The 14,487-nt window shown below is 39.1% G+C and carries 14 protein-coding genes and 1 tRNA gene; 9 read left to right on the forward strand and 6 right to left on the reverse strand.

Going from position 1 to position 14,487, the window contains the following annotated elements:
* Positions 1–382: 382 nt before the first annotated feature.
* Together floA and NVS78_RS11835 are read right to left on the reverse strand one after the other, a co-directional pair.
* Positions 383–1,357, reverse strand: coding sequence for a flotillin-like protein FloA (gene floA / locus NVS78_RS11830; RefSeq protein WP_041502517.1), 975 nt, complete (start codon positions 1,355–1,357; stop codon positions 383–385).
* Positions 1,358–1,367: 10 nt separating this feature from the next.
* A complete protein-coding gene (locus NVS78_RS11835; RefSeq protein WP_041502469.1) occupies positions 1,368–1,835 on the reverse strand; it encodes an NfeD family protein in 468 nt (155 codons plus the stop codon).
* A 202-nt stretch (positions 1,836–2,037) separates the two neighbouring features.
* Between NVS78_RS11835 and folE the strand changes: the two genes are divergently transcribed.
* The 7 genes from folE to NVS78_RS11870 all read left to right on the forward strand — a co-directional run bounded on the left by folE (position 2,038) and on the right by NVS78_RS11870 (position 10,026).
* Positions 2,038–2,664 carry a GTP cyclohydrolase I FolE gene (gene folE, locus NVS78_RS11840; RefSeq protein ID WP_041502470.1) on the forward strand — a complete coding sequence of 209 codons (627 nt, stop codon included), beginning with the start codon at positions 2,038–2,040 and terminating at the stop codon, positions 2,662–2,664.
* Between the two features lie 12 nt (positions 2,665–2,676).
* A complete protein-coding gene (gene fabD, locus NVS78_RS11845; protein WP_286359363.1) occupies positions 2,677–3,552 on the forward strand; it encodes an ACP S-malonyltransferase in 876 nt (291 codons plus the stop codon).
* Positions 3,553–3,642: 90 nt separating this feature from the next.
* Entirely contained in the window at positions 3,643–5,745 is a 2,103-nt protein-coding gene (locus NVS78_RS11850) for an HD family phosphohydrolase (protein ID WP_286359364.1), read from the forward strand.
* Positions 5,720–6,763: a LacI family DNA-binding transcriptional regulator gene (locus NVS78_RS11855; protein WP_286359365.1), complete on the forward strand. Its 1,044-nt coding sequence runs from the start codon at positions 5,720–5,722 to the stop codon at positions 6,761–6,763. Before NVS78_RS11850 ends, NVS78_RS11855 begins: the two co-directional genes overlap by 26 nt.
* Positions 6,764–6,879: 116 nt before the next feature.
* On the forward strand, positions 6,880–7,803 hold the full coding sequence (locus NVS78_RS11860; protein ID WP_286359366.1) for an ATP-binding cassette domain-containing protein: 924 nt from the start codon (positions 6,880–6,882) through the stop codon (positions 7,801–7,803).
* Positions 7,804–7,807: 4 nt separating this feature from the next.
* Positions 7,808–8,548, forward strand: coding sequence for an ABC transporter permease subunit (locus NVS78_RS11865; RefSeq protein ID WP_059025358.1), 741 nt, complete (start codon positions 7,808–7,810; stop codon positions 8,546–8,548).
* Positions 8,548–10,026: a GldG family protein gene (locus tag NVS78_RS11870; protein WP_286359367.1), complete on the forward strand. Its 1,479-nt coding sequence runs from the start codon at positions 8,548–8,550 to the stop codon at positions 10,024–10,026. Before NVS78_RS11865 ends, NVS78_RS11870 begins: the two co-directional genes overlap by 1 nt.
* Positions 10,027–10,086: 60 nt before the next feature.
* On the opposite strand, the gene NVS78_RS11875 is transcribed toward NVS78_RS11870, so the two are convergent.
* From NVS78_RS11875 to NVS78_RS11890, 4 genes are all read right to left on the reverse strand, one after another.
* Positions 10,087–10,680, reverse strand: a complete 594-nt coding sequence (locus NVS78_RS11875; protein ID WP_286359368.1) for a hypothetical protein — start codon at positions 10,678–10,680, stop codon at positions 10,087–10,089.
* Positions 10,681–10,713: 33 nt separating this feature from the next.
* Positions 10,714–11,520 (reverse strand): MazG-like family protein, encoded by an 807-nt coding sequence (locus NVS78_RS11880; protein ID WP_286359369.1) that lies wholly within the window; start codon positions 11,518–11,520, stop codon positions 10,714–10,716.
* On the reverse strand, positions 11,507–12,418 hold the full coding sequence (locus NVS78_RS11885) for an AAA family ATPase (protein ID WP_286359370.1): 912 nt from the start codon (positions 12,416–12,418) through the stop codon (positions 11,507–11,509). Before NVS78_RS11885 ends, NVS78_RS11880 begins: the two co-directional genes overlap by 14 nt.
* A gap of 254 nt (positions 12,419–12,672) precedes the next feature.
* Positions 12,673–12,745: transfer RNA gene (locus NVS78_RS11890), tRNA-Arg, on the reverse strand.
* A 165-nt stretch (positions 12,746–12,910) separates the two neighbouring features.
* Between NVS78_RS11890 and NVS78_RS11895 the strand changes: the two genes are divergently transcribed.
* Both NVS78_RS11895 and dapA read left to right on the forward strand, forming a co-directional pair.
* Positions 12,911–13,420, forward strand: coding sequence for a DUF6913 domain-containing protein (locus tag NVS78_RS11895; RefSeq protein ID WP_286359371.1), 510 nt, complete (start codon positions 12,911–12,913; stop codon positions 13,418–13,420).
* Positions 13,421–13,426: 6 nt separating this feature from the next.
* Positions 13,427–14,329, forward strand: a complete 903-nt coding sequence (gene dapA / locus NVS78_RS11900) for a 4-hydroxy-tetrahydrodipicolinate synthase (RefSeq protein WP_286359372.1) — start codon at positions 13,427–13,429, stop codon at positions 14,327–14,329.
* Positions 14,330–14,487: the final 158 nt, after the last annotated feature.

Raw genomic sequence — 14,487 nt, forward strand, 5'->3', positions numbered from 1 at the left:
CGATGAACTGTTTTCAGTCAAAACTGTGGAAAAAGCCTGTGTAAATTACACAGGCTTTTCTATTTTATATCAAACCACATATAACAAACATCATGAATGTATTTTCGAGGAACATCCGTGGGTTCAGCCCGACGCATTCAAAAGGCAGCCGAATTCATTTCGGAGGAGGTCTGAACATAGATTACGACTATTCCACAAATCATTTGATACCCGATTGGGCAGCCTATTTTCAACTATTCAAAACGTTTTTCCAAGCACTTCCGAATCAAAAAATCCACTTCGACCCGCACGGTACCCACTTTTCCGAGACATGGAGGAGACAATAAAAACACCGCCCTGAAAAGGCGGCGTCTTTTTCCTGTATAACCCGAATCGCATCTTTTTACTTACGGGGAGTTTTTTTATCATTCGGTTTCGCGATGGATTCCCTCATGGTGGTATCGGCCTCTATATTTTTCATCCGATAATAATCCATTACTCCTAAATTTCCGTTTCGGAAAGCTTCTGCCATTGCCCGAGGGACGTCGGCTTCCGCCTCGATCACCTTAGCCCGCATCTGCTGAGCCAATGCTTTCATCTCCTGCTCGGTAGCGACAGCCATAGCTCGACGTTCCTCCGCCTTAGCCTGTGCAATCTTCAAATCGGCATCCGCCTGATCCGTTTGTAACTCCGCTCCTATGTTTTTACCGATATCAATATCAGCAATATCAATAGACAGGATTTCGAAAGCGGTTCCCGAATCCAACCCTTTATTCAAAACTACCTTGGAGATCGAATCGGGATTTTCCAATACCTCCTTATGCGAATTAGCCGATCCGATGGAAGAGACGATCCCTTCACCGACACGAGCTAAAATGGTCTCTTCACCGGCACCCCCGACCAGCTGTCGAATATTGGCCCGCACGGTCACTCTCGCTTTGGCTATCAGTTGAATGCCATCTTTTGCCACCGCCGCCACCGGAGGAGTATTGATCACTTTAGGATTCACACTCATCTGCACGGCCTCAAAAACATCCCGACCTGCCAAGTCTACTGCCGTTGCGATTTGAAAAGTCAAATCGATATTTGCTTTAGAAGCAGAAACCAACGCGTGTACAACTTGTGCTACATGGCCTCCCGCTAAATAATGTGCTTCCAATAAATCCCGATAAAGCTCCAAGCCGGCTTTTTTCCCCTCGATCATAGCCCTCACGATGACAGAAGGCGGAACCTTACGCCAACGCATCAACACCAATTGCAAAAGAGATACTTTTACATCCGATACCAAAGCCTGAAACCACAATCCGATAGGTATAAAATAGAGTACGATCCAAAGCAGGAAAAGTCCTCCGGCTATCACAACAATCAATAAAACCATTCCATCCATTCTATTCTGTTTTTAGTTTAACAATAATCTTATTCTTTAAAACTTTTATTACCACGACTTCACTATTCTCGTTAATATAACCGGATTGAGACTGTCCTTCCACAATATGGTCCCCGACCTTTACCTTGCCCATCGGAGCCAACCTTCCCAAACACAATCCCGTATCTCCCTCCTGTATCGAACGATCGATTCCTTCAACCGTCCCGTCGATCTGGGTATTTAACTGCAAACGTTTCCAAGTCTTAGATCTCAACGTATAATAAGTAATTCCGATACCTCCCGCAGCTGTACCCAGTACCGTAAAATGTCCTTCCCACACTCCCATACTGCTGTACGCCATATAAATAGCGACTCCGATACAAACAAAACCGATAACCCCGGCAACATTTACCCCGGGAAAAACCAAAAACTCCATAATCAATAGAACAAAACCTATTAGAATCAACATAATAAGCACCAACCACTCCATAATACTTTTGATTTAAATTTTCGTTTAAAGGTATATTTTTTTTATTAAAATCCTATCAATAAAGAGGTAAATTAGCTTCTTCCGTCAGAAATAGAACATTTTATTTCTCATCATCAACCCTAATCTAAAATATTTGTATTTACTTTGCACTTCAATTTGCATGATTGATCGCATAGATCTAATTTCATAAAGAGAAAGAGGAATGATGGACTTTGAAACAGATAACAACAACGAATTCTATCATAAAATAGAATGTTTTAACAAAGAAAGAACAGAAAAACTAAGTTATCACTATAACGAAATTATCAAATTACTCGGAGAAGATCCATGCCGGGAAGGCCTTGTCAAAACACCTTACCGTGTTGCCAAAGCCATGCAGTTCATGACGCAAGGTTACACGCAGGATCCCGAAAAGATATTGCGTTCGGCTCTTTTTAAAGAGGATTACAGACAGATGGTTATAGTAAAAGATATCGAAATATATTCTTTATGTGAACATCATATGCTCCCCTTTATCGGGCGGGCTCATGTAGCGTATATCCCCAACGGATACATTACCGGATTAAGTAAAATTGCACGAGTGGTTGAAGCCTTTGCCAGAAGATTGCAGGTTCAGGAACGTCTGACCCACGACATTAAAACATGTATTCAAAACACGTTGAACCCGTTGGGCGTTGCCGTTGTCATTGAAGCACAACACATGTGCATGATCCTGCGCGGCGTTCAAAAACAACACTCCGTTACGACGACCTCTGATTTTAGCGGTGCTTTTGAAAAATTAGCGACGAGAGAAGAGTTCATACGGTTAATCAGCAACAAATTTCATTAAAAACAGAAACATATGAAAAAAGCATTTGTATTTCCCGGACAGGGAGCCCAATTCGTCGGAATGGGTAAAGATCTATATGAAAATTCGCCGGAAGCAAAAGAGTTATTCGAACGTGCGAATGAAATCTTGGGATTTCGTATCACCGATTTAATGTTTAACGGAACGGAAGCGGATTTAAAACAGACCAAAGTAACCCAACCGGCTATCTTTCTTCACTCTGTTATTTTAGCCAAATCATTGAACGAAAAACCGGACATGGTTGCAGGCCACTCCTTAGGAGAATTTTCCGCGTTGGTCGCCAATGGGACTCTATCGTTCGAAGACGGTTTGAAATTGGTACACGCGAGAGCATTAGCCATGCAAAAAGCTTGTGAAGCCAATCCATCAACGATGGCGGCAATATTAGGTTTGCCCGATGAAACCGTAGAGGAAGTTCTGCACGGAATCGAAGAGGTTGTCGTAACGGCTAATTACAATTGCCCGGGGCAACTTGTGATTTCCGGCAGCAACAAAGGTATCGAAATCGCTTGCGAGAAACTGAAAGCCGCCGGGGCAAAAAGAGTACTTCCCTTGAACGTGGGAGGTGCTTTCCACTCTCCTTTAATGGAGCCGGCCCGCAAAGAATTGGCAGAAGCGATCATGAACACGAAATTTTCCCAACCTTCTTGTCCGGTATATCAAAATGTCAATGCCGCTCCCGTGTCGGACCCGGAAGAGATTAAGACAAATCTAATCGCGCAATTGACAGCTTCCGTACGTTGGACCCAGACGGTTCGCAACATGTTATCGGACGGAGCTTCTTCTTTCCTTGAGATCGGACCCGGAAAAGTCTTACAGGGACTTATCAAGAAAGTGAATCCAGACGCAGAGACAGCAGGTATTCAATAAATGATTTTAAAGCCTCCCGGATGGGGGGCTTTAAAATTTTTTGTATCTTTATTCCCCGATTTACGGCAGCGTCATTCAATTGAGATCATTATGTCAAACAGTACAAGGAACAACAAACATCGCAGGCTACAACATTTTTTCAAAATAGTCATAATCATTATTATTTGTGGCATTATTGTATCCCTATTACCCAAAATAGAAGGATTTAAATATACTTATCAAAAAGGAATGCCCTGGAGATACGGGACCTTAACCTCTCCCATGGATTTTCCCGTACATAAAACGTCTCAAGAAAAAATGGCCGAAATTGAAAAAGTCAAGAAAGAACAATTACCCATTTTCAATTTCAACGAAACATTAATAACAGGACAACTAAGCAAATTTTCAGAAAAGATTAACGGTTTAAAAAATAGGGGTAATCGTGAAGCCATTAACCAAATCACCGCGAAATTAAAAGAAATCTACCAAAAAGGTATCATTCTTTTGCCCGAGAAATTAAGCAAAAGCAATATCAAATCCATTCTCGTCGTAAAAAACAACATCGCTTTTGAAGAAAATTTCGAACAGGTATACACGCTCAAAAAGGCATATGAAACATTAACTGATTTTATTCATAAACTGAATATATCTCAAGAGGCAAAAGAGAAATTAATCGGAATGGATCTGAATAATTATCTCATCCCGAATCTGGAATACGATGCACTAAAAACAGGCTTAGCCTTAGACAACGCGATCAAGAACATCAGTCCGACACAGGGAATGGTGCGGAAAGGAGAAGTTATCATTCTAAAAGACGAGTTGGTCACACCGGAAAAATACAAGATATTGGAATCATTCAAAATCGAACACGAACAAGATCTCGGTTCTTCTGGCGACAGGATAAAAATGATCGTCGCTCAAACAATACTGACGCTGATAGCCCTTATCAGTTTCTCTATTTTTCTTTATTTTTCAAGAAAGCGACTCTTTTACAACAATAAAGATTTCCTTTTTCTTTACAGCATGTTCCTACTCACGATCCTGTTAGGAAGTCTCTGTTATTTCCGGGATATCAACATCTTGGCGATTCCGGTACTTTTTTGCCCGATCATCGTGAATATTTTATTCGGTCCTCGTCCGGCTTTATACCTATTAATCGGCACAAGCATGCTGGTATCTTACTATTCGCCGAATAGTTACATGTATCTCTTCATGCAGGTATCTGCCGGTATCGTTGCCATTTTTAGTTTATCCCAATTACAACGCCGCGGACAACTATTTTTGGCTATCGCATTTATCTTCATTACTTATACACTCGTTTACGGGGCATTTACTCTCATACAAAACGGGACCCTATTACCTCGCCAGCTTTTCGACCTTCTCTTTTTGATGATTAATGTCCTTCTACTCAGCCTGACTTATCCGGTACTATACTTAGTCGAGAAACTATTCGGGTACACGTCCGAAATCAGCTTGATGGAGTTCTCTAATCCCAATCATCCTGTTTTACGTACATTAACCAGAAAAGCCCCCGGAACCTTTCAGCATTCGTTAATGGTAGCCAATTTGGCGGAAGAAGCCATATACCATATCGGGGGAAGTCCTCTATTAGCCCGGACCGGAGCCCTGTATCACGATATCGGAAAAACCTACGATCCAATCATGTTCATCGAAAACCAATCCGGAGGAATCAGTCCGCACAAAACACTGGACTTCGACGAAAGTGCACAAATCATTATCGGACACGTGACGAAAGGAGTCGAATTAGCCAACAAATACAAATTACCGGAAGCCATCATCAACTTCATCCGAACCCACCACGGTAAAAGTAAAGTCAAATATTTTTATTATTCATACAAGAATAAACACCCCGATAAAAAGATAGACGAAGAACTCTTCACCTACCCGGGTCCCGATCCTATGAGCAAAGAGTGTACCGTCGTTATGATGGCCGATGCCGTGGAAGCAGCCTCTCGCGCATTGGAAATAAAAAACGAAGAGAATATTGCCAAATTGGTAAATAATATCATCGACGATCAACTCAAAGAAGGAAGATTTGCCAATGCCGATATTACGTTTAAAGATATCTCGACGGTGAAAAGAGTATACACGGAAATGTTAGTAAACGTATATCACGCCCGTATCGCTTATCCGAAATTAAAACAACAAGATAGTAAACCTACAGATCATGAGTCAAAAACCGATAACGATTAAGGACCTCGCCGAACAGTTGAATATCTCTGTCTCTACCGTTTCCAGGGCACTGAAAGATAACCACGAAATTAGCGAGAAGACCCGGAAAGCCGTGCAAGATCTGGCAAAAAAGGTAGGCTATAAGCCCAATCCCATCGCTGTAGCCCTAAAAACACATAAAAGTTACACGATCGGAGTTATCGTACCCCAAATCGTCAGCACCTTTTTCGCGACCGTCGTAAAAACGATTGAGGAGGTCGCCGATAAATACGGATACAACGTGTTAGTCAGCTCCTCCAACGAAAGTTTTGAAAAAGAAATGAAAAGCATCGACATCTTATTGGGAACCCGTGCAGATGGAATTATCTTATCCTTAGCCCACGAAACTCGTACGTTCGACCATATTAAAAATATACAGGAGGCAGGAATTCCTGTTGTTCTATTCGACCGGACAACCGATAAGTTTGAAATATCAAGGGTTGTTACAGACGGACTGACTGCAGCCTTCCAAGCCGTACAACACCTCGTGGAGGTTGGCGCAAAAAAGATCTTTATACTTACAGGACCGAAACAAATCACAATCGGAGGCAACCGGATGAAGGGATATTTAAAAGCCATGGAAAGTAATCATTTGGAAGTAAAACCTCATTACGTCTGCCATTGTGAAGACTATACGGTCCAAGCCGGCAAAAAAGCCGTTCAGCAAATCATCGCCGCAAAAGATATTCCGGAAGCGATATTCGGGATTAACGACGATTTAATTATCGGGGCAATCGAAGCCTTGAAAGAAGCAGGTTTACGTGTACCGGAAGATGTTGCACTGGTCGGCTTCTCCAACACGAAACGATCCAGATACATGTCGCCCACCGTCAGTTCAATCAATCAATTTCCGGAAAAAATAGGGAAAATCGCGGCTGAACTCCTTTTCGAACAAATTTTAAATAACAGACACGCCAAAATAAGAGAAGAAATCGTGAATTGCGAATTAATCGTTCGGGACTCGTCGAACCGTAAACGACAAGTATTACATAATAATTAATCATATTTAAAGTTAGGAGTCTAAAACCTTGTTAATCACATAGTTAAATATTGTTAAACCACCTATAGCCCAAGACTACATCATTAAATTTGTAGAAAACTAATAGCAGCAGTCCAATGGATATCGTCGTTGAAAATTTAACCAAATCTTTTGAACACAAAAAAGCCGTGGAATCGATCTCTTTCACCGCGAGGAAAGGGGAAATTCTCGGTTTTTTAGGACCGAATGGAGCTGGCAAAACAACCATCATGAAAATTCTGTCCGGATTCCTTTATCCGGATGAGGGAAATATTTTTTACGGGAATTACTCCATATACAAACACAAGGCAAAAATAAAAAGAACAATCGGTTATCTGGCAGAACATAACCCGTTATATAACGAAATGAATGTCATTGACTTCTTGTTCTTTATTGCCAAACTATATAATATCCCCCGCTATAAAACGACAGCCAGAGTATTGGATATGTTACGACTATGCGGCCTGGAAAATGAAAAACACAAATTAATCAGAGAATTATCCAAAGGGTATTGTCAACGTCTCGGAATGGCCCAGGCCCTCATTCATGATCCCGATATTCTCATTTTGGATGAACCGACGACAGGTCTTGACCCGAATCAGATCATCGAGATCCGGGACATCATCAAAAAAGTGAAAGAAGATAAGACAATCGTATTAAGTTCGCATGTTCTTACCGAAATCGAAACGACTTGCGACCGTGTTATGATCATGAGCCATGGAAAAATAGTAGCAGACGGAACGGCTTCGGAACTTCGTAAAAAATCAGCCTCTGAACACTGTCTTCGATTAGCGATAAAGGGAGGAGAAACCACTCGCATTTATGAAGCTCTCTCTTCATTACCTCAAATAAAAAATATCGACAAATTAAACAAGCAAACATTCGAATTAGAATATACCCCAGGGGAAGAGATCGAAAAGATCCTATTTGACCTATGCCACGACAACAACTGGTATATAACGGAATTGACCCCTATACAAGCGCGTCTGGAAGATATATTTCATAAAGTCACTCAAAATTAGAGGTATGCGTACGGTTAAAACACTAATAAACAAAGAACTGAAAATTACATTTAACTCTATACTCATTTACATCGCTCTCATCGTTTTTTTCGGAGTGACAGGCTTTATATGTTGGTTCTCCTGGTCTAACATATTCTCTATCGGACTCGTCCCCCTCAGTTATCTTTTCAATATCTTTTACTGGGCCTTATTTTTTCTGATCCCTTTTCTCACCATGAAAAGTATCGCCGAGGAACGCAAAGTCGGTACTTACGAACTCCTCCTATCCAAACCCATTACAACGTGGCAGATCATCTGGGGAAAATTCTGTGCTATTCTATTACAGGTCGTCCTTTGTTTGGTATTAACTCTCTCTTATTATATTACCCTTGCCTACTTAGGGCATATCGATCACGCGGTAGGTATATGCGGTTATATCGGGCTGATTTTAGTAAGCAGTTGCTACATCAGCATCGGTATGTTCGCCTCCTCTCTTACCAGCAACCCTTTATTCGCGTTTTTCATCAGTATCGGAGTAGGACTTTGTTTTCAAAAGTTATTCGAATGGATCGCAGAATTATTCGGGACAGGGCTTCTGACGAATATTTTCCATTACCTTGCCATGGGAGAGCATTTCGATTCTTTCTCGCGCGGAATCATCGATACAAAAGATATCATCTATTTCTTTTCAATTATTATTCTCTTTCTTAACCTGACGAAATACGTCATGAATAAGAGTAGAATTCAACCTAAAAAAAATAACTGATGAGAAACAAAATATTTTATCATCCGGCTTATTTGATCGTCCTATTGATCATAGTGAATATCATAGCTTATTTCACATTCGTAAGAATCGATATGACCTCGAATAAAAAATACTCGTTAAGTCAGGTAAGTAAATCTTTCATAAAAAAAACAGATAAAGACATTACCATCGACCTTTATATCTCTCAAGATATCAGTCAGGAAAAGAAAAAAGTAGAGAAAGAGTTCAAAAACCTGCTCAAAGAATACAAAAGTCTCAGTAATAAAGGTTTCACCATAAATACGATCAATCCGGACAACGAGGAGAAAAGGCATGCGGCATTGGATGCCGGAATAGAGTATATTCCCCAGGAAATCAATGATATTTTTACCCAAACTGTATTTTTCGGCGCGACAATCAGGATAGGGGATCGCAGAACGACCATTCCTTATCTCTCCTCTCACATGTCTATGGAATACGAGATGACCCGAATACTGAAAGAAGCGTGTGATACGTTAAAACCCAGAATCGGATTTTTGCGGGGACACAACGAAATACCGCTAAGTAATATATCCCATGTGATCAACGAACTTTCATCCATGGGACATATCGATTTCATATATATTGACCAGTTTACGAATTTAAATGATTACAAAGTAATCTGCATTGTAGGTCCTGAAGAAAAATTCCTTCCGCAACAGATTCGTCGCTTAGAAGAATACCTGGAACAAGGAGGACGGCTTTACATCGCTTTGAATCATGCAGTAGGGCAAATCGGACACAACCAGAATACCGGATTTATCAATCAGGTCGGCATCGAAGAGATGCTGGAAAATTTCGGTTTAAAAATCGAATACGATTTCATCGTAGATAGAAGCTGCGGTACGATAACCATTAAACAAAACCAATTCAGACATATTACTATTTTCCCTTATATCCCGATTATCCGGAACTTCAGCAAACACATCATTACCAAAGGACTAAATGCCATCGTTCTTCAATTTGCCAGCAGCATTAAGAATGTAAAGACAACCCATCCTTATGTATTTACTTCATTAGCCAAGTCCTCTTCTATTTCAGGTGTCGAAGAAATACCCGTGTTCTTTAACTTGATGAAGACCTGGACAAAACACGATTTTAATCACCCGAACAATACCGTAGCCGCCTTACTTACCAATGAAGACAACAACAGCGCGATTGTCGTGATCACGGATGCCGACTTTATGCAAAATGATATTTACAACTTCCCCAACCATGATAACACCACGTTTGCCGTAAATTCCATCGAATGGTTAGCCGACGATTCCGGATTAATCAATTTGAGAAATAAATTTATTACCCATCAGGTACTACCTCCCATCAGTGACGGGATAAAAATATTCTGTAAAAACTTCAATTTCTTTCTTCCTATATTATGCATCCTCGCGCTTGCCTTTTTTATGTACAGAAAGAGCAAGATCAAACGCTTACGACGCTCTCAACCCGGGTATATCGATTGACGACGAAATTAGGAATCGATTAATTCTATTATGTTGTAATTTACAATTACAAATATCACATTAATTATTAGACCTCTTTATGTCAACGATCAAATCCCGAAACTCTTTGTTCAAAACTCGATAATTTTCCGAATTCATTATATTGGTTGATATTTGATATAATTCTTCTTTACAATTCGTACCTCTAAAATTACCCATCTTTGAATAACAATACTTTATATTTGTTTTTATATTTTCAATATCATTCCAGTGTCGATCATCAAGCCGTGAAGAAAGGAATACCTCAAGCGCTTGCAATAATAAATGTATCGCAGTTTCGTAACTATTCATTGAAATGGCCAACATCCCTCGATTATTTAAATTATAAGCTTCACTAACAATTTGATAATTTGATAATTTTTTAACGGTATCTTCTAACCTTGCCTTTTGAATATCTAAATGCTTTAATTCTCTTTTTATATCAATAACATTGTAAATCTGATAACCAACAAAAATTGTAAATATTATACCCATCAACGATACTAATATTCCAATATATGTAGCTTCAGACATTGTAAAAGGGGCTACCCTGTATAAAGAGAAAACCACTGCGATAATAGAGCATAAAATCGACAAAAAAAGTCCACAATATATAAGTTGTAATTTTTTTCCCATAAGATTATCAATTTGATATAACAAGATTCGAGTTTAATAAGCAGGCTCAATGTCCACCCTTACCTCTTCTTCATCTGGAATTTCATAATCAGAAATCAATTGCAATTTATGTTCTTTTATAGGACAACAACAATAACTAATCTTATACCCCTTCCTTAAATCTTTGCAATCAGGACATCCATCTTTATACTTCTCGGAAATTATACTTCCGAATCTATATTCCAGTCTTTTATTCTGTGCATCTTTCAATTGATGTATCAGATTCGCCAACCCCATAATCCACGAAAAAACATCTGCCATTTCCATTTCCACGCAAGGAAGATCTTTTTTTATATGTTTCTTTCGATACGCTTCACTCAATTCTGCAAGTTCCTCGGCTAAATGACTGACATTAATAATAAAAGAGCTTTCCGCTCCACGTGGATAAATTTTTTGAAAATGCGATTGCCATTCATTTATTGTTTTCGGTTTTCGATCTATATTATTTCTAACATGATCCCTTAAACTGGGTATATCCAATTGTTCTTTACCAATGCGACATTGGCAAGTCGTTTTTTGACAATATGGACATATTCCGGGAAATTTATTCCACAACACATCACTCAGGTTAATATTTCGATTATCGTATTTAAAAAATAAGACACAAAACCATTTGAAAATAGAAGGCAGTATTTTTTCAATCTCCGCTTCTCTTTTTCTATTTATCAATTGAAAACACCGTCCGACATCTTCATAAAAAAAGACTATGATATCTTTGAAGGATCTTTCGCAGTTATTCCTTTCGTATATCTGATTGATGGTTTTCGCCCAATCATCTATGCTTTTTTCACTCGTTTCCATCTACTTTATCTTTTATGTATGCTTTTAAATCATTCCAGTCACACAAATCCTCCTCTTTACAATTCTCTTGAATATATTCTTGAATGGCCTGCCCGGAAGCCAAGGTTTCATCATTTTTAAAATTCATTAATCTGCATGGCAACAAAAAAATTCGCTTAATGATCGAATTCAGTACTCTTTTATGCCCGTCATAAATATAAAATTTGTTATTGAATACAATGACTTTAATGGGATCCTCAGGATAGCGATCAAATTCTTTTGATTCATTACCGATAGATTGAATATTTTCGAAAGACAGATTCGTACTACTTTGAGTCGGTATAAGTGTATAGGGAGACAACCAAATCTCATTGGAAAAGACCTTATTTTGATAATTTGCAATAATAATGTCAGCGATCGTCGATGGAGAAGAATAACTCGTATCCACCACTAAATTATAATTGGAAAAGTTTTCTAAATCTATGTTATATTGTATCTTAAATCTATGTACCTCGCTGTTCCGGCGTTGAATGATATTAGCTAAAGCAGTTCCGATATTTTCGTATTTTTCGTTGATTCTTCCCACGTCATTATAAACACGTTCGGCGGCAATTTCATCTTTTACGTATAAATATACTTTAAAAGATTGCGGTATAAAATGCCATGCTAACCTGGAATCGAATATTTTGGGAGTCGACTTCAGACCTTCACTTTTGACGAAATCATCCAATTCATGGTCAAATTCAGGATGCGTTTCCATGTACTTATTGAAATCGTTCGTACTCATTCCGTAATCTTGAGCCATCCTCCTCAAAAGACTTCCGATCGACTCGACTTCCAGCCCCAAACGCTCTTTTAAAATAGAGGAAACCACACTTTTACCACTTCCCAAACTTCCTGTTATCGTAATATGTCTCATGTGTAAACATTGAAATATTAAATACTTATATTATTTTATCTACCTCTTCGTAAAAGGGTATAAATATAGCATTATTTTATTTTTATACGATCTCTAAAATATTTAATTTCAATTTGTATCGAGAGTACCTCTTCAAAAGTCAGGTATTAAGATGAAATAACAGAGTTCTGAGCTGAAAGCGGGAGTTTATTATACCTGCATAAAATAAAAAAGAAGTGAGAAATCAACGATTTAAGATTTCTCACTCCATTTCGTGAACTCGGCGGGAGTCGAACCCACAACCTCTTGGGCCGTAACCAAGTGCTCTATCCATTAAGCTACGAGTCCTTCTTGTTTTGCGATGCAAAGATAGATAAACTTTGACGAACCTGCAAGTCTTTATTTGATTTTTTTCAAACAGTTTTTTTTATTTCTAAAAAGAAGAAAATGGTCCGAATCTTGTTTTAATTACTATTTTTGTATAGGGTTGTTCAATGATTAATATCGAAGTGTATGTTTAAGAAAATATTCAGAAAATGGAAGAGATGGAATTTGAAAGGAAAACAAATGGAGTTCGAGAGAAAACTCTCCTTTCATAATTTCAAAACAGCACGGAGTTGCATGATTTTCTGGGTAGAAAGTGATATCCCATTCGATAAAGTAGAAAGACTGAAGAATCTTTTATCGGAACACATGAATGTAGATGCTTTGGTTTTTCTCGAACCGGGGCGATCGTTGCCTGTCATCCCGAAGACATTATGCGTGAATGAAGACGGCATATCTTACAGTGGAAAGTTTTCAGACAGCAAACTAAAAGGATGTGTGGAGAATGCTTACGATTTATGGATTGATTTATCATTGAAACCGAATGTCCTGCCTGATTATATCGTGAGAAATTCCAGGGCAAAATGCAAAATCGGCATGGGACGCAGTAGTTTCGAAAACGATATCATATTTGAGGATGTGAACGACATCGATACGTTTACAGAGCGTATTTCAAGGTTATTGAGTAAAGTAAATTAGGTTAAAATGAAAAAATTTTCGGGTGTAGGAGTTGCTTTGATTACTCCTTTTACGGATAACGGACAAGTAGATGAAATTTCATTACGCGGATTAGTTGATCACGTCATAAAAAACGGCGTAGATTATTTAGTAGCTTTAGGAACGACTTCCGAGGCTGCAACTTTATCGGCCGAAGAAAAAGAACGAGTAGTAAACATCATCGCGGAACAAAACGGAGGGCGGCTTCCTTTAGTTTTGGGAGTCGGCGGGAACAATACACAACAAGTATTACAGGATTTGAATACACTACCTTATGTTCCACAGGCCGATGCCATTTTAAGCGTAACTCCCTATTATAACAAACCCTCTCAAGAAGGTCTGTACCGCCATTTCAAGATGATAGCAGAAAAATCGCCTTTACCCGTGATATTGTATAATGTGCCCGGACGAACCTCCGTCAACATGGCGGCTCAAACAACATTACGACTGGCTCATGACTTCAAGAATATCATAGGTATAAAAGAAGCCTCCGGCAATTTCGAACAAGCTACGGCTATTCTAAAAGATAAGCCGGAAAAGTTTCTTTTTATTTCCGGTGACGATGGAATAACCTTACCCTTAATGTCGATCGGATGTTGCGGAGTCATTTCCGTTATTGCCAATGCTCTTCCCAAGGAATTTACAACCATGGTGCATTTAGCTTCCGAGATGAAATTCGAAGAAGCCCGAAAGATCCATTTTGAATTGTCGGAACTATGCAAAGCCCTTTTTGAAGAAGGTAACCCAGCGGGAATAAAGGCTGCTTTACACCTGAAAAAAGTAATCGCATGCAATAAACTAAGAACACCTCTAACGGAGGTTAGTGAAAAACTTTACCAAAAATTGACGGTCCAAATCAATGAATCATGGATTAGGAGATTAAATGATTGACGATTGTAAATTGTAGATTGTAAATTAAAAACGGAATTCAATCTACAATCTACAATTTAAAATCTACAATAAAAAAAAGCCACGATCTCTCGTGGCTTCTTCCTAAATTCGGCATCGACCTACTCTCCCACCTCGCGGCAGTACCATCGGCGCTAACG

It is taken from the genome of Gabonibacter chumensis (genome assembly GCF_024741215.1).
Lineage (GTDB): Bacteria > Bacteroidota > Bacteroidia > Bacteroidales > Marinifilaceae > Gabonibacter > Gabonibacter massiliensis.

Bases quoted from the DNA above. Each gene is read 5' to 3' on its own strand.
- floA (WP_041502517.1), bottom strand. From the start codon at position 1,357: ATGGTTTTATTGATTGTTGTGATAGCCGGAGGACTTTTCCTGCTTTGG.
- NVS78_RS11835 (WP_041502469.1), bottom strand. From the start codon at position 1,835: ATGGAGTGGTTGGTGCTTATTATGTTGATTCTAATAGGTTTTGTTCTA.
- folE (WP_041502470.1), top strand. From the start codon at position 2,038: ATGATGGACTTTGAAACAGATAACAACAACGAATTCTATCATAAAATA.
- fabD (WP_286359363.1), top strand. From the start codon at position 2,677: ATGAAAAAAGCATTTGTATTTCCCGGACAGGGAGCCCAATTCGTCGGA.
- NVS78_RS11850 (WP_286359364.1), top strand. From the start codon at position 3,643: ATGTCAAACAGTACAAGGAACAACAAACATCGCAGGCTACAACATTTT.
- NVS78_RS11855 (WP_286359365.1), top strand. From the start codon at position 5,720: ATGAGTCAAAAACCGATAACGATTAAGGACCTCGCCGAACAGTTGAAT.
- NVS78_RS11860 (WP_286359366.1), top strand. From the start codon at position 6,880: ATGGATATCGTCGTTGAAAATTTAACCAAATCTTTTGAACACAAAAAA.
- NVS78_RS11865 (WP_059025358.1), top strand. From the start codon at position 7,808: ATGCGTACGGTTAAAACACTAATAAACAAAGAACTGAAAATTACATTT.
- NVS78_RS11870 (WP_286359367.1), top strand. From the start codon at position 8,548: ATGAGAAACAAAATATTTTATCATCCGGCTTATTTGATCGTCCTATTG.
- NVS78_RS11875 (WP_286359368.1), bottom strand. From the start codon at position 10,680: ATGGGAAAAAAATTACAACTTATATATTGTGGACTTTTTTTGTCGATT.
- NVS78_RS11880 (WP_286359369.1), bottom strand. From the start codon at position 11,520: ATGGAAACGAGTGAAAAAAGCATAGATGATTGGGCGAAAACCATCAAT.
- NVS78_RS11885 (WP_286359370.1), bottom strand. From the start codon at position 12,418: ATGAGACATATTACGATAACAGGAAGTTTGGGAAGTGGTAAAAGTGTG.
- NVS78_RS11895 (WP_286359371.1), top strand. From the start codon at position 12,911: ATGTTTAAGAAAATATTCAGAAAATGGAAGAGATGGAATTTGAAAGGA.
- dapA (WP_286359372.1), top strand. From the start codon at position 13,427: ATGAAAAAATTTTCGGGTGTAGGAGTTGCTTTGATTACTCCTTTTACG.